Source organism: Flavobacterium reichenbachii, assembly GCF_002217435.1.
GTDB lineage: Bacteria > Bacteroidota > Bacteroidia > Flavobacteriales > Flavobacteriaceae > Flavobacterium > Flavobacterium reichenbachii.
This window is the reverse complement of sequence record NZ_MUHF01000021.1, coordinates 78,022-102,472: the sequence shown is the minus strand read 5'-3', so window position 1 is coordinate 102,472 and position 24,451 is coordinate 78,022. Positions and strand designations below refer to the sequence as shown.

Below are 24,451 nucleotides of genomic sequence, written 5' to 3'. Positions count from 1 at the left end.
TAATTAATTTAAAAAATCTAAGAAGTCTAAAATCTATCCTGTCTCGAAATTTCGGGATCGGGACTAAAAATCTAACTAAATATGTCTCAAGAGATAGAGGATCGAATTGAAAGAATTCCGATATTACGTTCAATAATTCGGATTTTTAAGAAAATAAAACTGCCTTGGCTGGAAGGATTTTCGCTCTATGATTTACTCGAAATGTATACTTTAGGTATTCTTGAAGGTGCGTTTTCGTATCATGCCAGCGCGGTTTCTTTTAGCTTTTTTATGGCTTTATTTCCGTTTACTTTGTTTATTTTGAACTTAATACCTTTTATCCCGATTGAAGGATTTCAGGCCGATTTTTTATTGTTTGTACAGCAGGGAGTTCCGCCAAATACATACGATGCTATTAGTAAAATTATCAGTGATATTTTAAATAATAGTCATTCCGGATTATTGTCCTCGGGTTTTTTACTTTCTATTTTTTTAATGGCAAATGGAATTAATGGAATTCTAAGCGGTTTCGAATCTTCAAAACATGTTTTTGATAAACGCGGTTTTTTTAGTCAATATATTGTAGCGTTGGCTATTTCTTTGGTAATGACTATTATTTTGTTTGTAACTGTAGCTATAATTGTTGTTTTTGAGGTTTTTATTCAAAAAACGATTATTCAGGATGTGCTTAGTGATAATATTCCGCTCATCATTTTAGGGCGTTATTTGTTTGTTATGCTGATGATTTTAATAACAACTTCAATATTACTTCGTTACGGCACTAAACAGTACAATAAAGTTCCTTTTATCAGTATTGGTTCTGTTTTTACAACGGTTTTAATTGTTATATCTTCGTTCTTTTTTGGGATTTGGGTTATAAAATTCTCAAAATACAACGAACTTTATGGTTCTATTGGGACTTTATTAATTCTAATGTTTTATATTTGGATAAACTGTATGATTCTGCTTTTGGGGTTCGAATTGAATGCTTCTGTCAGAAAATTGAAACAAAAAAACAAATAATATTATGAAAAATTGGATGTTAACGATCGGTGTGTTCTTTTTGACATTGGGCACAATTCAAAGCCAAAGTGTAATTGGGAAATGGAAAACCATTGATGACGAAACTGGTGAGGCCAAATCTGTTGTAGAAATTTATGAGAAATCTGGAAAAATATATGGTAAAGTAGTAGAGATACTGCGTGCCAACCACAAGAATGATGTATGTGCAAAATGTGAGGGATCTGAAAAAAACAAACCAATTTTAGGAATGGTTATTATAAATGGTCTTAAAAAAGACGGTGACGAATACAATGGAGGTTCTATTCTGGATCCTACAACCGGTAAAAAATATAAATGTTATATTACATTAGAATCTGCTGATAAATTAAAACTTCGCGGTTATGTTGGAGTTGCAATTATGGGAAGAACGCAATATTGGACTCGAGCAAAAAACTAGAATTTTAGCAAAATAATAAAATGCAAAAATTAGTATCGATATTTTTTTTCTTAGCGATTCTTTCAAACAGCTTCGGACAAACTAAGAATTCACCATTACAAATAAGTCATCTAACAGGTGACTTTTATGTTTATAAAACGTTTCATGATTACAACGGAACCCAGATTTCTGCCAATGCGCTGTATCTTATAACAGAAAAGGGTGTTGTTTTGTTTGATGCGCCTTGGGATGAAACACAATTTCAGCCTTTATTAGATACCATAAAAGCAAAACATAATAAAGAGGTTGTTATGTGTTTTGCCACACATTCTCATGATGATAGAGCTGGAGGTATTGGGTTTTATAAACAAAAAGGAATTAAAACTTATACTGGGAAGCTTACCGATCAAATTTTAAAGAAAGAGAATAAAGCAAGGGCTGAGTTTATAGTTCCAAATGACACTATATTTACAGTTGGCCAGCATCAGTTTGAAGTATTTTATCCCGGAAAAGGGCATGCATCGGATAATATTGTGGTGTGGTTTGCCAAAGAAAAAGTGCTTTATGGCGCTTGTTTTATAAAAAGTGCCGAGGCAAAAGATTTGGGTTATCTTGCCGATTCTGATGTAAAAGAATGGGAGAAATCAATAAAAAAAGTCCAGGCTAAATTTAAAAGTCCGAAATTTATTATTCCCGGACACGAAGATTGGGTTGATACAGCATCTCTTAGTCATACTTTAAAATTAGTGCAGGAATATAATACTGCAAATGCGTCTCAGAAATTAAATAAAAAGTAATTTTACAGACTATAAAATCTTTACATGTATTTCGTCGAAGTTATTTTACCGCTTTCTTTAGCTAAAACATTTACTTACCGTATTTCTGAAACTGAATTTCATTTTATCAAAAAAGGAATGCGGGTTGCGGTACCTTTTGGTAAAAGTAAAATGTATACAGGTTTGGTTTTGGATATTCATGAAAATGCACCAAATCTATATGAAGCCAAAGAAATTCATCAGATTTTGGACGAAAAACCAATAGCGACAGAAATACAGATCAAACACTGGCTTTGGATTGCAAATTATTATATGTGCGGCATTGGTGATGTGTATCGCGGTGCTTTTCCGAGTGGATTATTATTAGAAAGTGAAACTATAATTTCGCATAAACCAGATGTAGTTGTAAATGACAGTGAACTTTCTGATGATGAATTTTTAATTTATGAAGCTTTACATCATCAAAGTTCTCTTAAAGTTCAGGATATTATCTCAATCCTGAATAAGAAAAATATCTTTCCTGTTCTTCAAAAAATGATTTCAAAAGATATTATTGTTTTAGAAGAGGAAATAAAAGAAAGTTACAAGCCAAAACTAGTTCGTTATGTTAAGTTACATAGTAAATATGAGACAGATGAAGGTTTAGGGCAATTGCTGGAGGTTCTTAAAAACGCTAATAAACAGAAAGAAATTGTTTTGGCGTATTTTCAATTAAGAGCTTCAGAAAAGAAACCTGTAACCGTTAAAAACTTGGTAGAAGTTTCGGGTTCAACCACTGCAGCTGTAAAGGCTTTGGTAGATAAAGAGATTCTCGAGGAATATTTTATTCAGCACGACCGAGTTTCTTACGAAGGGAAAGTTTCAGAAAAACAACTGTTGTTAAGTGATGCTCAGGAAAACGCATTCACCGCAATTAAAGAAAGTCTTATTGAAAAAGAAGTCTGTCTGCTTCATGGTGTAACTTCGAGCGGTAAAACCGAAATCTATATTAAATTGATCGAAGAGTATTTGCTTCTTGGCAGGCAGGTGCTTTATTTATTGCCGGAAATTGCGCTTACAACGCAATTAGTTTCCAGATTACGCCTGCACTTTGGTGATAGAGTAGCTGTTTTTCATTCTAAATACAGTAATAACGAAAGAGTGGAAGTTTGGAGACAAACGCTCGAAAACTCAGAAAAAGCGCAGATTGTAATAGGAGCGAGGTCGGCTTTGTTTCTTCCATTTGCTGATTTGGGTTTATTGATTGTAGACGAAGAGCACGAACAGACTTTTAAACAGGTTGATCCTGCGCCTCGATATCATGCGCGCGATTCGGCTGTGGTTTTGGCAAACTTCCATAAAGCAAAAGTACTTTTAGGTTCGGCTACGCCAAGTATAGAAACTTATTTTAATACCCAGACAGATAAATATGGTTTGGTATCATTAAAGGAGCGCTATAACAACGTTAGAATGCCGGAGATCGTTTTGGTTGATTTAAAGGACAAACATTTTCGAAAAAAAATGACGGGGCATTTTAGCGATCTTTTAATCGAAGAAATTGCAGAAGCTTTGTCATTAGGCGAGCAAGTAATTTTATTTCAAAACAGAAGAGGTTATTCGCCTATTATAGAATGTATGACCTGCGGACATGTGCCTCATTGTCAGCAGTGCGATGTTAGTTTGACTTTTCATAAACATAAAAATCAATTGCGTTGCCATTATTGCGGTTATGCTATTGCAAAACCAACGCATTGCCATAGTTGTTCGAGTATAGATTTAACAACAAAAGGATTTGGAACCGAGCAGATTGAGCAGGAATTAATATCTCTTTTTCCGAAAGCTAAGACTGGAAGAATGGATCAGGATACTACTCGCGGTAAATTTGGTTTCGAAAAAATCATAGACGCTTTTAAAAATAGGGAAATAGATATTTTGGTTGGAACTCAAATGCTTGCCAAAGGACTTGATTTTGACAATGTAAGCCTTGTCGGAATTATGAATGCTGATAATATGCTGCATCATCCTGATTTTAGAGCTTTTGAAAGAAGTTATCAAATGATGACTCAAGTTGCAGGAAGAGCGGGAAGAGCTGAAAAACAAGGAAAAGTAGTGATTCAAACCTATAATCCAAATCATAATACGATTCAGCAGGTTACTACAAATAATTATGCAGGAATGTATAAAGAACAATTATATGATCGCCAGATCTATAAATATCCGCCTTATTTCAGGATTATAAAACTAACTTTAAAGCACAGGGATTTTGATAAATTGAAGGAAGGCTCAATGTGGTTGTATCAGGTTTTGAGTCAAAACTTAAGTATGCCTGTTTTAGGTCCGGAAGAGCCTGCAATAAGTAGAATCAGGAATGAGTATATACGAACAATATTGATTAAAATACCACAGAATCTGCCTTTAGGAGGTACCAAAAAAACTATTCAGAAAATATTAAATAGTTTTGAAGCTGTTGCTCAGTATAGAGCTATAAAAGTTGTGATTAACGTAGATTTCTATTGAAAGCAGAAAACTAACTGCTAAGATGAGGTAGAAAGTGCTTTGACAAGATCTTCTTTTTTGTTTCTGCTTAAAGGAATTTTTGTGATGCCAATTTCTGCAAATTTGCTGTTAAAACGCTCTACTTTGTCTATATTGATAATGTATGATTTGTGTACGCGAATAAATTTATCTTTAGACAAATCATTTTCAAAAGATTTCATTGTAGAAAGCACTAAATTGCTGTCGTCTTCTGTAACCACTCTTACATAATCTCCAAAAGCTTCAATCCATTTGATTTTTGCTGTAAAGATTTTTAGTTTCTTAAGATTGCTTTTTATGAATATATGTTCGCCTTCTTCTTCTTTAACTTCTTTTTTAAGAAGATGCATATCAATTGCTCTTTTTACGGAAGAGTTGAATCGGTCAACTGCAATAGGTTTCTGAAGGTAGTCAGTAGCATCATAGTCAAATGCTTTTAAAGCGTACTCAGCTTTAGAAGTAATAAATATAATTTGTGGTTTAGATTTTAAACCGTCAAGAAAGTCAAAGCCATTGATAACGGGCATCTCAATATCAAGAAATATTAGATCGATATTATTTAAAGCAATACAGCTTTTTGCCTCTATTGCATTAGAAAAATCTCCCACCAAGTGTAAACCTGGGTGATTATTTACTAATTTTGCAATAATGGTCCTTTGTATAGAACTATCATCTACAACGACACAGTTTAGCTTCATAATATTTAAAATTTAGAATAAATTTAGGATAGCAATAGTAAATGTATTATTTATTTAGTGAAAAAACTAAAGTCAGCGGTTATTTTTTGCATTATAACGAATAAATGTAAAAAGATATTGTTTATTTAAATTTAATGATTACTTTTGCACCCAATTTTAACAAATAAATATTGTATTTATGAATCATTATGAAACTGTTTTCATTTTAAATCCCGTTTTATCTGAGGTTCAGGTGAAGGAAACAGTAACGAAATTTGAAGAATTTCTTACTAGTAGAGGAGCTGAAATGGTATCAAAAGAGGATTGGGGCCTAAAGAAAATGGCTTACGAAATCCAAAACAAAAAAAGTGGTTTTTATCACTTATTTGAGTTCAAAGTATCTGGAGAAGTTCTTGTTGCTTTTGAAACTGAATTTAGACGTGACGAAAGAGTTATGCGTTTCTTAACTGTAAGTTTAGACAAACATGCTATTTCATGGGCTGAAAGAAGAAGAGCCAAATTAAAATCTACTAAAGCTTAATTATTATGTCTACAATAGAGCAATCTGCAAAAGGAAAAAAAGACGGAGATATCAGATATTTAACGCCTTTAAACATTGAAACTAACAAAACTAAAAAGTATTGTCGTTTCAAAAAATCAGGAATCAAATATATCGATTATAAAGATGCTGATTTCTTATTGAAATTCGTTAATGAGCAAGGAAAAATTCTTCCTCGTCGTTTAACTGGAACTTCATTGAAATACCAAAGAAAAGTTTCTGTAGCTGTAAAAAGAGCTCGTCACTTAGCTTTAATGCCATACGTGGCCGATTTATTAAAATAGTATAAAAATCTAGTCGCTGGTTTCTGTTCGGCAGAACCTAACTTCTAAAATATAAGGACAACAACATGGAAATTATTTTAAAACAAGACGTACAAAACCTAGGGTTTAAAGATGATGTAGTATCTGTAAAACCAGGTTACGGTCGTAACTTTTTGATTCCTCAAGGATTTGCTTCTCTAGCTACTCCTTCTGCTAAAAAAGTTTTAGCTGAAAACTTAAGACAAAGAGCTCACAAAGAAGCTAAAGTTGTTGCTGATGCAAAAGCAACTGCTGAAACTTTAAAAGCTCTTGAAATTAAAATCACTGCTAAAGCTGGTGGAGAAAAACTTTTTGGTTCTGTTACTAATATCGATATTGCTGAAGCATTAGAGAAATCAGGTAACGCTATCGATAGAAAATTCATCACAAGTGGAATCGTTAAACGTACAGGAAAATACAATGCAAGCATCCGTTTACATAGAGATGTTATCGTTGAATTACCATACGAAATTGTTGCTGAAAAATAACAGTTAATTAACTTAATGTTAATAAAATATAAAAATCACTCTTAGGAGTGATTTTTTTTTGCCTAATTTTGAGTGAATTAACTCACTTAAAATCAGGAAAATGAAAAAAATCTTTTTATTATTGCTAGTTATCTTTAGTTTTACAGTCAGTGTAGGACAGACCACAACATCAAGTATTAAGGGTATTGTTAAAAGTTCATCCGGCGAACTTCTGCCGGGCGCAACTATTCTCGCTATTCATACTCCTACAGGTTCAAAATATTCTTCGCTTTCTAATGAAGACGGCAGATTTAATATTTTGAATATGAGAATTGGAGGCCCTTATAAAATCTTAGTAACTTTTGTAGGGTATCAGGATCAGGAATATAATGATGTAAATCTTGATTTAGGTAAAGTATTTAATTTGGATGTTGTTTTGACTGATCAAAGTCAGGTTTTGCAAGAAGTGAAGGTAACTGCTAAAAATAAAGTTTTTCAAAGTGGAAGAACTGGTGCAGAAACTACAATTGGAAGAAGGGAATTGACTGCTCTGCCAACCATATCGAGATCTGCAGAAGATTTTACACGTTTGGAACCTACTGCGAGCGGTGGTTCTTTTGGTGGTAGAAATGACCAATACAACAGTTATTCTTTAAATGGAGCTGTCTTTAATAATCCTTTTGGTCTCGACGCTGCAACTCCTGGAGGTCAAACAGGTTCTCAGCCCATTTCTTTAGATGCAATCGAACAGATTCAGGTTGCAACTGCTCCTTTTGATGTGACTTTATCTGGTTTTACAGGTGCTTCTGTAAATGCAGTTACAAAATCGGGAAGTAATGAATTTCATGGTACTGCTTATGCATTTTATAGAAATCAGGATTTAACGGGAAGTAAAATTAAAGGAGAAAAAATATTCGTTCCTTCTCTAGAACAGACTCAAGCCGGATTTAGTTTAGGTGCTCCCATTATTAAAGATAAATTATTCATTTTTGGAAATTTTGAAATTGACAAAAGAAGTGATTTAGGGTCTAATTTTGTGGCAAATAACAATGATGGTGTTACAGGGATTAATGAGTCAAGAGTTTTGGAGTCGGATTTGATTGCGGTTTCAAATGCTTTGGCAAATCTGGGGTATAACACAGGAGCATATCAGGGATTTATTCATGAATCAAATTCTACTAAAGGAATTGTTAAGGTAGACTGGAATATAAATGATAATCATAAGCTGGCTGTTATTTATAATTTTCTTGATGCATCAAAAGATAAGCCAGCGCACCCGACAGCTTTAGGGTTTAGAGGGCCGAATGCTTCAATTCTTCAGTTTCAGAATTCTGGATATCAAATTAATAACAAGCTGAGTTCATTTTTGCTGGAATTGAATTCAAAATTTAGTGAGAAAATTTCAAATAAACTTCAGGCCGGATATACGCATTTTAATGACTATCGAAATCCATTTTCTACACCAGCTCCTGTAATTAATATTCAGGATGGATCGGGAGCAAATTATATAATTGCAGGTCACGAGCCTTTTTCTATCAACAATACACTAGATCAGAAAGTAATTCAGATTACTGATAATATGACTTATACGGTGGGAAAACATTCTTTTACATTTGGAAGTTCATTTGAAAAATTCAAGTTTGCCAATTCTTTTAATCTCGGAGGATATGATAATTTCGGAAATCCAAATGGTTACGCCGGAACTTTTTTCACACCTTATTTTACAACACAGGATTTTTTAAATGATGCGGCACAGCCGTTTGCTACAAGTATTATTGCTCAGAATTTGCAATATGCTCAGAATGTTTCTGAGTCTAAAAGTAATTTTGAAGTTGGAGCTGATAATGGATGGAAACTAGCAGAGTTAAATGTTGGGCAGTGGGCTTTTTATGCTCAGGATGATTTAAGTGTTACAGAAAATTTTAAATTATCAATAGGATTACGAGCAGATAAACCTTTGTATTTTAATACTAAAGATTTGATTCAGAAATATATTGATACAGAAAATGGTGGTGCCGGAAGAGATAATAATGTAGACTATTATGATCCTGAAACAGGAAATGCTGTAAAATTAATTTCGACAGATTTACCAAGTGATAAAATTTTATGGTCGCCTAGGATTGGTTTTAATTGGGATATGTCAGGAAATGCGACTTCTCAACTTCGTGGAGGATCTGGGATTTTTACTGGTAGAATTCCTTTTGTGTGGCTGGGAAACCAGGTAAGCGGTGCAGACGACAGCTTTTTTCAGATTATGGATCCAGATTACAAATGGCCTCAGGTTTGGAGGTCTAGTTTAGGATTTGATTACAAATTTGAAAGTAATTATATTTTGACCCTTGATGTGTCTTATAATAAAGATATAAATGGTGTCCATGTGCAAAACTGGGGATTAAAAGATCCTACAGGGATTTTGGGTGGCGTTGATAATCGATTAATTTATGCTGCTGCAGATAAAGGAGCAAATAATGCATATGTTATGACAAATTCTGGTAAAGGATTTGCTTTTAATAGCTCAATAAAGCTTCAGAAAACATTTGAAAATGGTTTTTATGCAAGTTTAGCTTATAATTATTTGGTGTCTAAAGATGTGAATTCTATAGAAGCAGAGATTACAGGTGATGCTTTTGCTTTTAATCCTGCGTTAGGTAATGTAAATAAAGATGTACTTTCTAATTCCAGATATGGTGATAATTACCGTTTTATTGGTGTAGCATCAAAAAAATGGAAGTACGGTCATGATAATTGGGCTACAACTGTTTCTACTTTTTTTGAATATGCACAGGGAGGCCGTTTTAGTTATACTTATGGTGGAGATATAAATAATGATGGTTCGGCGGTAAATGACTTGATTTACATTCCTACTGCAGCTCAAATTGGACAAATGACATTTACAGGTGCAGGTCAGGGAGAAGCTTTTAATAGGTTTATTGAGCAAGATGATTATTTAAAAAGCAGAAGAGGGGAGTATGCTGAGCGTTATGGTGCAATTTCTCCGTGGAGAGGAAGATGGGATTTAAAATTACTGCAGGATTACAATTTCAGAATTTCATCGGCTTCAGAAAAAAAGAATACGATTCAGTTTAGTATTGATATTTTAAACGTTGGGAATTTGCTTAATTCGGATTGGGGAGTAGTTCAGGTGCCTACAAGTGTACAGCCAATTGGTGTTACTGTTGCAGGTAATACTCCAACTTATACTTTTACAAATACACAGACTAAAACATTTAATTATGATGCAGCCTTAAATTCCAGATGGCAGATGCAATTTGGGATTAGATATATTTTCTAGTGGTATAAAAAATGTTGTAAATTTGCCCCCTCATTTGAGAGGGCTTTTTTTTTTGCTTAGTTAGTAATACAAAAAGCTATTTACGAAATAAATTGAAAATAATAATAACAATGAAATACGCAAGATTAACAAAAGAGCAATTTGACGAACTGCATGCAGAATTTGCCAGTTTTTTAGCTTCACAGTCAATTGATAAGTCAGAGTGGGATTCTATTAAAACTAATAAACCAGAAGTTGCAGAACAGGAGCTGGATGTTTTTTCAGATTTAATTTGGGAAGGTGTTTTGTCTAGAGCAGAATTTTTAGAGCATTTTTCTAAAAATCATATTTTTTTGTTTCAATGTTTTGATGCTCATGTTCAATCTATCGTTTTGAAATCCTTAGATTCAGAAGTTGATTTCTTAACCAAAGAAGGTTTGCAATGGCTTAGTGATAATATGTTTACAGAAAATATTGAAATGAAAGTTGGTAAAAAAGTATTTACCGAAGAAAGAAATTCTTCAATTTTTGAATTGATACAGCAAGGAGCTTTCTTGAGCGATGGTCAATTATTCAAGCAGATCAATACAATTATTGAGTCTTAGTTTAAAAAAAAATAGATAATGAAAGGTAAATAGTTGATGTTAAATTATTTACCTTTTTTTTATATTTTTAACTTTTGTTTAATTTTTTTAGCTTTATTTACCCCGTATTTATACCTGTTTTTAGACAATAATTCAATAAAATCGTTTTTCCTGTGAGAATTGTAAGTTTTATTTTTCAAATATGAGTAAAATTGAATAAATAAGCCGATTAATTAACTTTTTATGTAAGTATAAACTTATATTGTAAAAGTTTAACGTAATTATGTCTGATATTTTGTGATTTTTGTCGTAAGAGCTAAATATTATTAAATGCTTGATTTTACTGCACTTGGTGAAGATTTTAAAAAGATAGTTTTTGCTTATTTTAAAATAAATAAGAATTTTAGTCTTGTTTTGTATTTTATTTTTACATAATTTTAAGAAACAAAAGTTAAACAAAATGATTTTTTGCCACAATAAATCAGTTGTTTGATCATGTAAGGAAAAATATCCAAAAACGATTTAAGGATTTATATATAACTTAATAAGTGTGCTTATGCAATTAACAGCTACTTTCTTTATCAAGTTTACATTACGGCTTATTATTTTATTTTTACTTTTTACTTTTAAAAGTAAAAAGAAACTGCTGTATAAAATAAACTTAAGTTATACCTTATTTGTTCCTTTATTCCTAAGAAAATTTCACTGCATAAAATCCCGAAGCATTAGTTATTTGTTTCCTGAACCCTGTTGGGGATTTTCTTGAAATGGAATTTTTATAATTAAATAAAATTAATGGATTCAATCTAAAAAAACTTATAGAGAGAGTAATCAACTTTTTATAATATTGAATCATCTTATTATATTTTTATTTCCCCCTTTATTAAGCCAATATTTCTTTTTATGAAAATTGGTAACAAACAAAATCACTCCTTACGGAAGACTGATTCAGATCATTATTCCCAAAAAAAGTTTGACATTATTTAATCCTAATAAAGGAAAAGATATGTTCTTTCAATGATTTTTTAAATATAACACAACATGAATTTTAACTGAAATTTAGTTTAAGCTCTTATTAATTAAGAATTTAAATATTGTTCTAACTAATTGATTTTTAACATTTTTATTAATTGCCTAAGCATATGAGCTTATGGCAGCAGGTATTTTATTGTCCATTTTCTAATCTTCCAAATTATGAAAAAAAATTTTACTTTTTATGATCTCTATGCTAAAAAGAGATTATTAGGACTTTTACTTTTATTACTTGCATATGCAAATTCATTTGCACAGTCAGTTTGTAGACCAGTCTCACAAACTAACAGTGTTGGTGGATTTTTATGTGTGGGTTTAAGCGTGACTAGTCCTGCCAGTGCTTATGATAATGATCCTGGCTTAGCAACGTTTGCAACACTGACCAACAATGTTGGAGTAGGTTGTTTTGCTGAAGAAACGGTAGCGTTTGGTCAAACAGCGAGAGCTGGAGATCAGGTTGTGATCTATTTTGGCACAGGCAATGGTTTGTTAGATGTATCTTTATTATCTAACGCCTCTATTCAGGCAAAGTTATCTGGAACAAATGTGGGTACAGCTGCGGCATTGAATAATCCGCTTTTGAACTTGAATTTGCTGACTGGTAATGGTATTGCCGCAGTACGTTATACTTTGCCGGGTGATGCAAATGAGCTGCAAATTCAGGTAGGAGGGTTAGTAAGCCTATTAGTTAATCTGCGAATTTATGATGTTCGTTTAGATTTTGCTAAGCCTACTGTTACTGGTGGTTTAAATCAGACAATTTGTTCGGGAAACCCAGTTACTTTGACAGCGACACCGGTTGCTGGCACAAGTATAGCTTGGTATAGTTCTCCAACTTCTACTTCGGCGCTGGCAACTACAAATAGTTATACCACGCCACAGTTAACTGCCAGCACAACTTATTACATTGGAGTTTCCAGAGCTGGAGCCTGCGAAGGCAGCGATCGTGTTCCGGTTGTAGTAAATGTTTCTAACCCAGTAGCACCTGCAATTAGTACTACGGGAACGGCAATTTGTTCCAGCGGAACAACACAACAGACAACTTTGTCAGTAATTAATCCGATTCTTGGGACTACTTATTCATGGTATGCAGCATCCAGCGGAGGTACTGCATTAGCGAGTGGAGATACTTATTCTCCAACTGTACCAGTAGGAACAACTTCATTTTTTGTAGAAGCATCGATTGGATCTTGTATAAGTCCTGGAAGAACTCAGGTAAATGTAGTTTCAAATGCAGTTCCGGCTGCTCCAACTATTTTAACCCAGAGTGTAACTATTCAATCTGGGCAAAATGCGACTTTAAGTGCTTCGACTTCTCAGACGGGAGTAACAATAAATTGGTATGATTTACCAACAGGGGGAACGGTAGCACAACTTAATTCACCAACATTCACGACACCTATTTTAACTGCTACAAAAACATTTTATGCTGAAACACAAAGTGCTTCGGGTAATTGTGTAAGCGCATCTAGAGTTCCCGTTACGGTAACAGTTATTCCAAATGCTCTTGGAGGATGTTTGGAGGCGAATAGTCAGCAGACATCTACAAATGGTTTATGTTTATTATGTACTTCTTCAACACCAAATAATTCTGTTGATGGAAATCCTGCTACAGCGGCAAGATTGACACTTCCTGTTGGCTTACTTAATGCCTATATCCAGCAGACACTTCAATTTAATAATCCCGGAAGACCAGGAGATATCGTTGATGTAGAACTGGAATTGCCCGGAGGCTTAGCAGATGTTGCATTATTGGGCGGCGTTAGTTTAGCTACTTATAATGGAGCTACTTATAATAATGACAGAACCTTAATCACTAATTCGTTAATTACTCTGCAATTATTAAGCGGCAACCGTTTTAGAGCCAGTGTAGTTGCCGGAGCCAATTTTGATCGTGTAGAAGTTCGATTTGGAGCTGTAGTTGCGGTCTTAACTAATTTAGATATTTATCAGGCATCTTATAGATATAAACCATCGGTTATTTCTGGAAATACTACTATTTGCAGCGGACAATCTACAACTTTAACTGCAGCTCTTGGAGCTGGTGAAACTGTAAATTGGTATACTGGTGCAACAGGAGGAAGCTCATTAGAATCTACTGCTGTGTTTAATACCCCGACTTTGACGGCGACAACAAATTATTATGTTGAGATAACAAGAAATGGCTGTGTAAGTACAGAGCGTAATCTTGTAACAGTAAACGTGACAAATCCTATAGCTCCAACTATAGCCCCTGCAGGAACGACTATATGCAGCGGGTCAGCAGCAACCTTAAATGTAAATGCTCCTGTAGCAGGAACTGTTTACAGATGGTATGATGCTGCAAGTGCAGGAACATTATTATTTACAGGAAATTCTTTTACAACACCAATATTAACTGCTGGAACTACTTATTATGTAGAAGCAGGAATTGGCAGTTGTACTAACACTGCAAGAACTGCCGTTACTGTAACTGTTAATCCTGCGCCTGCTGCACCAATAGCAGCTTCGGCAAATGTTGTTATTCAATCTGGGCAGATTACTTCACTTCAGGTTTCAAGCCCTGAGGCAGGTGTAACTTTTGATTGGTATAATGCAGCGACTGGCGGTACAGTTTTAACTGGCGGTACAGGTACAGCAACATTTACAACCCCGGCTTTATCGGCAAATACAACGTATTACGTTAGCGCTAGAAATTTAGCTACAGGATGTTTAAGTTTAACTCGTACTCCTATCAATGTTATTATTAGTAATGCAGTAGGAACTTGTTTGCAGGCAAATTCACAAGTAACAACAAATGATGGTGCATTGTGTTTAATATGTACAGCAACCACTGCTAATAACTCTGTAGATGGAAACCTTTCAACAGCAGCTCGTCTGACAGTACCTATTGGAATTGCAGGAGGTTATGTACAGCAAATGCTGACTTTTGCATCAGTTGGACAGACTGGAGACATTATAGATGTAGAATTAGGAATTCCAGCAGGGTTAGCAGATCTAAGTGTTTTGGGGAACATTAGTTTAAGAAGCTACGGAGGAGCAATAGCAAATAATGATGAAATCTTTCTAAATTCCCTTGTAAATGTTCAAGTATTATCAGCAAATCGTATAAAAGTTAGTTTTGCTGCGGCAGCTCCTTTTACAAGAGTAGAAATTAGATTAAATGTCGGATTAGCTACTTTATTGTCTAGCTTAGATATTTATGGAGCTTCTTTTAGATATAAAGATGCGGTTATTACAGGGGCTTCTGCTCCAATTTGTTCAGGACAGGCTATTAATTTATCGGCTACATCATCAGTACCCGGAGAAACATTCAAATGGTATGATTTACCAAGTGGAGGTACAGAACTTTCTGCGACAGCTTCTTATTCAATTCCGGCAGGTTTAACAGCAAGCACAACATTTTATGTAGAAGCAACTCGTGGAGGAACTTGTGCAAATAGCTTTCGTCAGCCTGTTACTGTAACGATATTGCCTCTGGCAACCGCTGCAGATGTAGTAGTTGCAAGTCCAATAGAAGCCTCTTGTGCGGGAAGTGCTGTAATTATTCCAACATCCGCTTTGGTAGCTCCAACATTTAAATATTATACTGCTCAAAATAAAGCTCAAGAAATTATAACAGGATCTGTTGTTAGTGGTCAGCCAGGGGTAACTTTTTCTAAAAGTGCTTCAGGAGCCTTAACAATCAGCGGAATTCCTGCTGGTGCTTCTTATGATTATTATGTTAGTGTTTCCAATAGTGTAAGTTGTGAGAATGTTGATCCTAATTTAAAACTGGTAACAGTTACTTCTCCATCTGTAACACCTTTAGTTGTAATTCCTACGCCTGCAGCAGCCTGCGGTAGTTTTAATTTAGGAACTGCAATTTTAGGTTATGATCCAGTTGTAAATACTTATACATTCTACGATTCATCAAATAATATTATAGTACCAGATGCTGCAAAAAATATAACAGTAAGTGGGAATTATTTTATTGAAGCTAAAAATAATACTGCTACATGTGCGTCTGTAAGACAACAAGTAACTATAAATATTAATCCGCTGCCTACTTTAACTGTTAGTTCAATTTCTGTTGGTTCAGGAACAAATGTTACTTTAACAGCAGTATCTAACGGAACTTTAGCATGGTTTGATCCTCAAGGAAATAGTATAGCAGGTCCTCCATATACAACAGGAACATTAACTACTCCGGGAATTTATAATTATACTGTTGTAGCAAGTAATGGAACTTGTTCTAGAACAGAAATTGTTCCTATAAATGTTATAGATCCAAATATTTGTCAATCTTTGACCGAAAGAGTATATGCTTCTTCACAAACTTTTGGCAATGTAGTAACAGGAACAGTTTTGAATCCTGCAAACGCCGTTGATGGAAATAATCAAACCTATTCTACAATTAGTACAGGAATTGGACTTTTGGGAGTTGGAACAACCTGGCAGGATTTGAGATGGCCGACTGCAATAGCTGCAGGAACTCCGGTAACGGTAAAATTGGGTTCTGAATACAGTACTTTGGCTGTTGGACAAAATTTATCTGTTGCAGGAACTATAGGAGGTGTGGTTATTGGAAATCTACAACCTGTTTCAGGATCATTATTGAATTTAATTTCAGGAGATAATTCATTCGAATTTACTTTTATTCCTTCTAATACATCAGGTCAGCAAAGCTACGATGGAATAAGAATTCAGTCTGCTTCACTTGCTAGTGTAGGACAAAATACAAAAGTATACGATGCTTACTATACAAGATCAGTGCCTACAGTTGCTTGTACTCCAGGTGATATCCAGGATATTTATTATGGAGCTACAGATTTAGGTCTTCCGGTGGGAGCGTTAACAGCTACCGTAGGTGTTACTGATGCATGGAATGTAGCAGATAATGATGTTACTACATTTGCTACAATGTACAGCGGTGTTTCACTTCTTACTGCAGCCGACTTAACAGTAGCTTTTAAAACACCATCTATTGCAAGTGATACACTAAGAATAATTGTATCTAAACCTGCAGTTCTTTTGGATGTTACAGCTCTTAAAGGATTTACAATTCAACGTTATTTAGGAAATGCAGCAGTTGGTGCTCCAATCGAAAATACAAGTTCATTACTGACTCTTAGAATATTGCCGGGAAATACAATGTCTATAGTACTTGTGTCCTCTCTGCCTGAAGCTTACGATAGAGTTAGAATTCGTTTTGGAGGAGTAGCCGGTGTATTAGACTTTTTAAGAGTACATACAGTTGAACGATCTGCCAATACTAAAGTAATTGGTGGTGACATAAACAATTCGGTTACAGTGTGTCCGGGAACAAATGTTACCCTTGAAATTCCTGTTGAATTATGTTCAACTTACGTATGGTACGACGCTCCAACTGGAGGAAATGTGGTTTCAACTGGTATTAGTTATCAAGTTCCATTAACATTGGCTGCGGGTACCTATACTTATTATGTACAACCGGTTAGATACGGTTGTGAAGCTTTAGGAAGAGGAGAAGTTACAGTTGTTGTAAGAGCATCAAGTCCTGTAAATGCTTTGGCAGATATTACAGTAAATGGTGCAGCATCAACTATTATTTGTTCTCCTACAGGAACGGTGACACTAGCGACAGGCCTTAGTGGTACACCAGCATTGACAGCTCCAGTATACTATTGGTATAATTTTAACGGAACAACAAGTCAATTAATTGCAGGAGAAACAACAGCACAGTTAGTTCTTACTGGTTTAACTCCTGGAACTTATACCTATTATGTAGGAGTGAGTTCAAATGAATTCTGTGAAACTTCACCAGCAGATAGAAAACAAGTTACATTTACAATACTCAGCCCTTCAAATGCAGGTGATATTTTAGTTAACGATACAGCAGTATGTCACGATGTACCAGCTTCATTAACACCAACAGCTGCTACATTGACAAATCCAGTATTTACTTGGTATTTAGATCAAAATAAAACACAGCCTGTAACATCAGGCGCTGTTATAAATGGAGTAACTTACACCGTTAGTACAACAGGAGTTTTAACAGCTACAGGATTAACTGCAGCTTTAAGCCCTTTAACATATTACGTGGCAGTTTCAAGTGATATGACTTGCGAGAATGTTGCGGGAACACTACAAACAGCTGCAATTGTTATAAACGATCCGGGAACACCAACATTGGTAACAGCAGGAACGCAAAACTTCTGTTTAGTAGATGCGCCAACCTTTGCCAGTATTCAGGTAAATCAAACTAATGTAATTTGGTACACGACGGCTACATTAGGAACAGCGATTCCGTCAGCTACAGCCTTAACAACCGGTACTTATTACGGAGCCATTGCAGATCCTGTTTCAGGTTGTGAAAGCTCAGTACGATTACTAGTAAATGTAATTGTAAACGATCCGGGAACACCAACATTAGTAACAGCAGGAACTCAAAACTTCTGTTTAATAGATGCACCAACTTTTGCCAGTATTCAGGTAAATGAAGCTAATGTAGTTTGGTATACCACTTTAACTGGCGGAACAGCTTTTGCTTCGACTGATCTTTTAACAAGCGGTACTTATTATGGCGCAATTGTAGATCCAATTACAGGTTGTGCAAGTGCAGCACGATTAACAGCAGTTATTGTTGTTAATGATCCTGCAGCTCCAACATTGGTAACAGCAGGAACTCAAAACTTCTGTTTAGAAAATGCACCAACGTTTGCCAGTATTCAGGTAAATGAAGCTAATGTAGTTTGGTACAGCACTACTACAGGCGGTACAGCTTTTGCATCAACAGATGCTTTGACATCCGGCACTTATTATGGAGCTTTTAGAGATCCGGTAACAGGCTGCGAAAGTACAGCACGTTTATTGGTAAATGTTGTTGTAAGCGATCCGGGAACACCAACATTAGTAACAGCAGGCACTCAAAATTTCTGTTTAGAAAACACACCAACCTTTGCCAGTATTCAGGTAAATGAAGCCAACGTTGTTTGGTACAGCACTACTACAGGCGGAACAGCTTTTGCTTCTACGGATATTTTAACAAGTGGTACTTACTACGGAGCTATTTCAGATCCTGTTTCAGGTTGTGAAAGCGCAGTACGTTTACTCGTAAATGTTCTTGTAAACGATCCGGGAACACCAACATTAGTAACTGCAGGAACTCAAAACTTCTGTTTAATAAATGCACCAACTTTTGCCAGTATTCAGGTAAATGAAGCCAATGTGGTTTGGTATACTGCTTTGACAGGCGGAACAGCTTTTGCTTCGACAGCGCCATTAACAAGCGGTACTTATTATGGAGCGATTGTAGATCCAATAACAGGTTGTGCAAGCGCAGCAAGATTAACAGCAGTTATTGTTGTTAATGATCCTGCAGCTCCAACATTGGTAACAGCAGGAACTCAAAACTTCTGTTTAGAAAATGCACCAACGTTTGCCAGTATTCAGGTAAATGAAGCTAATGTAGTTTGGTACAGCACAGTTTCAGGCGGAACAGCTTTTGCATCAACAGATGCTTTGACATCCGGCACTTATTACGGAGCTTTTAGAGATCCGGTAACAGGCTGCGAAAGTACAGCACGTTTATTGGTAAATGTTGTGGTAAGCGATCCGGGAACACCAACACTAGTAACAGCAGGAACTCAAAACTTCTGTTTAGAAAATACACCAACATTTGCCAGTATTCAGGTAAATGAAGCTAATGTAGTTTGGTATAACACAACTACAGGCGGAACAGCAATTCCTTCAACAACAGCATTAACAAGCGGTACTTATTACGGGGCTATTTCAGATCCTGTTTCAGGTTGTGAAAGCGCAGTACGTTTACTTGTAAATGTTCTTGTAAACGATCCGGGAACACCAACATTAGTAACTGCAAGCACTCAAAACTTCTGTTTAGTAAATGCACCAACTTTTGCCAGTATTCAGGTAAATGAAGCCAATGTGGTTTGGTATACTGCTTTAACAGGCGGAACAGCTTTTGCTTCGACAGCGCCATTAACAAGCGGTACTTATTATGGAGCAATTGTAGATCCAATAACAGGCTGTGCAAGTGCTGCAAGATTAACAGTTACTGTAATAATAAGCGATCCTGTTACACCTACAACAAATGCTGCAAGTCAGGTTTTTTGTTCAGGAAATGCACCAACAGTTGCTAATATTCAGGTAAATGAAGCCAACGTTGTTTGGTACAGCACTCCAACAGGCGGAACAGCTTTTGCTTCAACAGCAGCATTAACAAGCGCTATTTATTATGGAGCTATTAAAGATCCGGCAACTGGATGCGAAAGCAGCAACAGACTAGCGGTAACTGTAACTGTAGGAAATACAATTAATCCAACAACTAACAATGCGGCTCAAACATTTTGTTCTACTACATCGCCAACAGTAGCTAGTATTCAGGTAAATGAGGCAAATGTTGTTTGGTATACTGCAGCAATAGGCGGAACTGCCATTGCTCCGGGAACACCATTATTATCTGGAGTTTATTTTGGAAATATTACTGAAGCAGTAACAGGTTGTCAAAGTTCTACTCGTTTGCAGGTTACGGTAACAGTTGTTGATCCAGCTGCGACGCCAACCACAAATGCATCGACTCAAAACTTTTGTTCAATAAGTGCACCGACAGTATCTAATATCCAAGTAAATCAAGCCAATGTAATCTGGTACAGCACTCCAACAGGAGGTACAGCAATTCCAGGAACAACAGCTTTAACTACAGGTTCTTATTATGGTGTTGTTTCAAGTGGTATCGGATGTGAGAATACAGTAAGATTACTGGTTACAGTAAATGTAAATGCACCAGAAACTATTACAACATCAAATACAACTCAAACATTCTGTTTATCAAAATCGCCGACTATAGCAAATATTCAGGTAAATCAAGCTAATGTATTATGGTATTCTACTGCAACAGGAGGAACACCATTAGCATCAACTACACCACTTACTGCCGGAATTTATTATGCAGGGGCTTTAAATAATACAACAAATGGTTGTGATGCTGCGCCAAGATTAGCGATAACAGTAACTTTTGAAAATGATGCTTTAGTTCAGATTGTTTCTACAGACAATACACCATGTGTTTTCCAAGGAGTTTCTTATTCAATAGCAAACGGAAAATCCAATTATGTTTGGTCTGTTACTAATGGAACAATTACTACAGGTGGTGGAAATGCAGACGGATCTGTAACAATTTCATGGTCAGATGTTGGTCCGGGTCAGGTTAGTGTAACTTACATTAATAACTGTGACGAGACCACTACTAAAACTTTAGGTGTTACTGTAGCTTCATGTTCAGATCTTACAATAACGAATACGGTTAGTAATCCTACTCCAAATTTTGGTGACGAAATAGTATTTACAATCACAGTAAATAATGTTGGTGAAGGAACAATTATCAATACACTAGTAAGCGAATTAATTCCAAGTGGTTATAGTTTAGTATCATTCTCTACAACAACCGGAGTGTACGATCCTGCAACTCAAATCTGGACAATTCCAACTTTAAACGCTGGACAAAGTCAAGTACTTGAAGTTAAACTTTTAGTATTGCCAAGTGGTAATTACAACAATGTGGCAACTATAGAAATTTCAACTCCTTTAGATGTTGATCCTACAAATAATTCGGCTACAGCATTAGTAGAACCAATTTGTTTGACAGTTTACAATGAATTCACTCCAAATAATGACGGAACAAATGATCTTTTCAGAATTGATTGTATCGAATCATATCCAAACAACGAGTTAAAAGTTTTCAATAGATATGGTGCATTAGTGTATAGTAAGGTACATTATGAAAATGACTGGGACGGAACTGCCAATGTATCTGGTGTGATTAATAGAGGAGATATGCTGCCAACAGGTACTTATTTTTATGTGATAACCCTTGGTGATGGAACGGTTAAAAAAGGCTGGTTATCTATAATGAGATAATCGTCTATTAATCATCTAATTAATTTAACTAAATAAGTATCGTTATGAAACTATATATAAAATCATTAGAAACATATTTCATTCTAATATGTTCTTTTATCACCTACTGTGCCAGTGCACAACAGGATCCGCAGTACACACAATATATGTACAATACTATGGCGATAAATCCGGCTTATGCCGGATCTACCGGAAGTTTAGAAGCAACGCTTTTGCATCGTTCTCAGTGGGTTGGTATTTCTGGCGCACCACAGACACAATCGTTTTCTATTCACGGACCGCTTCGAAATGAGAAAGTTGGTTTAGGACTAAGTGTCGTTAATGACAAAATTGGTCCGTCAAACGAACTATATGCAGACGGAAATTTCTCTTATTCATTACCTCTCGGATATGAAAAAAGATTAGCTTTTGGTCTAAAAGCGGGTATGAGAATGCTAAACGTAGATTGGTCTAAAGGAAGATATTATAATAATAATGATGTTTTGTTAAATCAAAACATTGATAATCAGATGAAGTTGGCAGTTGGAGCAGGTATTTATTATTATACAGATAAATGGTACATAGGAGCTTCAATCCCAAATTTTATCGAAAACAACTATTATGATGATGTTCAGGAATCTATAGATTATGAGAGACTGCATTATTTTTTAATGGGAGGATATGTTTTTGATTTAAATCCTAATTTAAAATTTAAACCAGCATTTTTAGTAAAAGCAGTGAGTGGAGCACCACTCTCTGCTGATGTATCGGCGAATTTTATGATTGCAGAAAAGTTTGTAATTGGTGGTGCTTACAGAACAGATGATTCTGTAAGTATACTGGCAGGTTTTCAAATATCACAAAGCTTCTATATTGGATATGCTTTTGATTACACAGTAAGCGAGCTGAATAAGTATAACGATGGTTCTCACGAAATCATCTTACGCTACCAATTTAATAAAGGCGAAAGTAAAATTAAATCTCCTCGATTCTTCTAAAAAAAAATATATGAAAAAAATATATATCCTATGTTTAGTCCTGAGTTTTACTTTTGGTTTTGCTCAAAAGACTAATTTAAAACAAGCCGATGCATTGTTTAAAAACTATTCTTATCTGGATGCTTCAAAAGCGTACGAAGAATGTTTGCAAAACATAAAAAATCCATCAGCTCAAACGTTAAAAAATGCCGCAGACTCGTATTATTTTATTTCAGATTCCAGAAATGCATTAAAATGGTATCGAAAATTATACGAAGTACAAGGCAATAATTTAACAGACATATACTATCTGCGTTATATTCAGTCCATGAAAGCAGTAATGGATTATGATGAAGCAGATAAAATTACAAAGGAATATCTAAATAAAAAAGGAGATAAAAGTGAGATAAACCGTTATGTTGAGCAAAAAAAACAAATGGATAGTTTGGCAAAAACACGACCTCTTTATACGATCAAAAATTTAGATATTAATACCAGTAAATCTGATTTTGGAGCAACATATTTTCAGGACAAAGTAGTATTTACATCCGCCAGAGACACAACAAAATTTGGTGACAAGTTGTACAGCTGGAACAATCAGCCTTTTCTTAATCTGTATCTGGCAGAAAGAAACCCAGCCGATGGAAGTCTGTTTAACGAAACGGTGTTTTTGACCAACGTGATGACTAAATATCATGAAGCCACGGCAACATTTGACAGCAGCGGAAAAACAATCTACTATTCGACCAATATTGTAAAGAAAAATAAATTGGTAGTTGATGAAAATAAAACCAACAATTTTCAAATAATAAAAGGAAATATAGTAGATGATAATAAACTGGAAAATCCGGAGAAAGTTTTCTTTAACAGTGATGACTATTCTGTTGGTCATCCTTCTTTGAGCGACGACGGACAATGGCTTTTCTTTGCATCAGATATGCCGGGCGGTTATGGCGAAACCGATTTATATGTTGTAAAAATTGCAGGCGATGGTACGATGAGTTCTCCACAGAATTTGGGGCCAAAAGTAAATACAATCGGTAATGATCTTTTTCCTTTTTTTAGAAACGGAACTCTTTACTTTTCTTCAGACGGACATTATGGCTGGGGAGATTTAGACGTATACGAAAGCAAATTTCTATCAGACGGAACTTTTTCTGCACCTCGTAATTTGGGATCACCAATCAATAGTAACAAAGACGATTTCTCATACGTTGTCGACAAAGCAGATACTTATGGTTATGTTTCATCAAACAGAGCAGGTGGAAAAGGCGACGATGATATTTATTCTTTTGTAAAAGGAAAACCAGTTTGTAATCAAAGTATCTCTGGAATTGCCTATGACAGAAAAAGCAAATTGCCATTGACAGATGTTGTGGTTATGGCTTACAATTCTTTCAGCGAAGTTCTCGGAGAAACAAGAACAAACTACGAAGGAAAATATGCAATAGAAGTACCTTGTAATAAAATAGTTAAAATGATTGCTGCAAAACCTAATTACAGCAGCGCAGAAAAAACAGTTGAAACTACAGGTCAAAATGAAGGCGAAGTTAAAGATGTCAATTTTGAATTAGTTAATTATGACGATTTAGTAGTAAAGAAAAAAGGAGTCGAAAAAGTAGATGTAAACCCGATTTATTTTGATTATGACAAATTTGACATTACACCAAAAGCTATTGAAGAATTATCTAAAGTAGTTTTTGTCATGAAAAACTTTCCAAACATTAAAATCAAAATTGAGTCTCATACAGACTCCCGAGGTAAAGATGCTTATAACTTGAAACTTTCTGATAACAGAGCAAAGTCTACCCGCGATTATATTCTTTCTCAGGAAATAGATCCTTCAAGAATCGAAAGTGCTATTGGATATGGAGAAACCCGCTTAATAAACAAATGCAAAAATGGCGTAAAATGTACAGAAGAGGAACACGTATTAAATAGACGTTCGGACTTTATAATTATCCAGAAATAGTTATATGTCTTTATGCAGATAATTTGATTATCAGTGTAAAAACAT

13 protein-coding genes are annotated in these 24,451 nt (G+C 35.1%); 12 read left to right on the top strand and 1 reads right to left on the bottom strand.

Going from position 1 to position 24,451, the window contains the following annotated elements; translation table 11 throughout:
• The first annotated feature begins 81 nt into the window (after window positions 1-81).
• Genes B0A68_RS17620 through priA form a run of 4 tightly spaced genes read left to right on the top strand, consistent with a single transcriptional unit; the run spans window position 82 to window position 4,689 of the window.
• Window positions 82-1,002 (top strand): YihY/virulence factor BrkB family protein, encoded by a 921-nt coding sequence (locus B0A68_RS17620; protein WP_035683370.1) that lies wholly within the window; start codon window positions 82-84, stop codon window positions 1,000-1,002.
• Window positions 1,003-1,006: 4 nt separating this feature from the next.
• A complete protein-coding gene (locus B0A68_RS17615) occupies window positions 1,007-1,438 on the top strand; it encodes a DUF2147 domain-containing protein (RefSeq protein ID WP_035683369.1) in 432 nt (143 codons plus the stop codon).
• Window positions 1,439-1,458: 20 nt separating this feature from the next.
• Entirely contained in the window at window positions 1,459-2,214 is a 756-nt protein-coding gene (gene bla-B1-FLAV, locus B0A68_RS17610) for a subclass B1 metallo-beta-lactamase (protein ID WP_035683366.1), read from the top strand.
• A gap of 24 nt (window positions 2,215-2,238) precedes the next feature.
• Window positions 2,239-4,689 (top strand): replication restart helicase PriA, encoded by a 2,451-nt coding sequence (gene priA, locus B0A68_RS17605; protein WP_035683364.1) that lies wholly within the window; start codon window positions 2,239-2,241, stop codon window positions 4,687-4,689.
• Between the two features lie 17 nt (window positions 4,690-4,706).
• Here priA and B0A68_RS17600 read toward each other — a convergent pair whose 3' ends face one another.
• Complete coding sequence (locus tag B0A68_RS17600; RefSeq protein WP_035683361.1) at window positions 4,707-5,405, bottom strand: LytR/AlgR family response regulator transcription factor; 699 nt, start codon at window positions 5,403-5,405, stop codon at window positions 4,707-4,709.
• A 178-nt stretch (window positions 5,406-5,583) separates the two neighbouring features.
• Between B0A68_RS17600 and rpsF the strand changes: the two genes are divergently transcribed.
• From rpsF to B0A68_RS17560, 8 genes are all read left to right on the top strand, one after another.
• Window positions 5,584-5,925, top strand: a complete 342-nt coding sequence (gene rpsF / locus B0A68_RS17595; RefSeq protein ID WP_035683359.1) for a 30S ribosomal protein S6 — start codon at window positions 5,584-5,586, stop codon at window positions 5,923-5,925.
• A gap of 5 nt (window positions 5,926-5,930) precedes the next feature.
• Window positions 5,931-6,227 carry a 30S ribosomal protein S18 gene (gene rpsR / locus B0A68_RS17590; protein ID WP_002987043.1) on the top strand — a complete coding sequence of 99 codons (297 nt, stop codon included), beginning with the start codon at window positions 5,931-5,933 and terminating at the stop codon, window positions 6,225-6,227.
• A 65-nt stretch (window positions 6,228-6,292) separates the two neighbouring features.
• On the top strand, window positions 6,293-6,733 hold the full coding sequence (rplI, locus tag B0A68_RS17585; protein ID WP_035683357.1) for a 50S ribosomal protein L9: 441 nt from the start codon (window positions 6,293-6,295) through the stop codon (window positions 6,731-6,733).
• 100 nt (window positions 6,734-6,833) lie between these two features.
• Complete coding sequence (locus tag B0A68_RS17580; RefSeq protein WP_035683355.1) at window positions 6,834-10,004, top strand: TonB-dependent receptor; 3,171 nt, start codon at window positions 6,834-6,836, stop codon at window positions 10,002-10,004.
• A 110-nt stretch (window positions 10,005-10,114) separates the two neighbouring features.
• Window positions 10,115-10,588 (top strand): DUF6495 family protein, encoded by a 474-nt coding sequence (locus B0A68_RS17575; RefSeq protein ID WP_035683353.1) that lies wholly within the window; start codon window positions 10,115-10,117, stop codon window positions 10,586-10,588.
• Window positions 10,589-11,761: 1,173 nt separating this feature from the next.
• Window positions 11,762-21,478, top strand: coding sequence for an Ig-like domain-containing protein (locus B0A68_RS17570; protein ID WP_089069764.1), 9,717 nt, complete (start codon window positions 11,762-11,764; stop codon window positions 21,476-21,478).
• Window positions 21,479-21,522: 44 nt separating this feature from the next.
• Entirely contained in the window at window positions 21,523-22,455 is a 933-nt protein-coding gene (locus B0A68_RS17565; protein ID WP_035680719.1) for a PorP/SprF family type IX secretion system membrane protein, read from the top strand.
• Window positions 22,456-22,465: 10 nt separating this feature from the next.
• The gene (locus B0A68_RS17560; RefSeq protein WP_035687681.1) at window positions 22,466-24,406 is read left to right on the top strand and encodes an OmpA family protein; all 1,941 of its coding nucleotides are present in this window, start codon (window positions 22,466-22,468) and stop codon (window positions 24,404-24,406) included.
• Window positions 24,407-24,451: the final 45 nt, after the last annotated feature.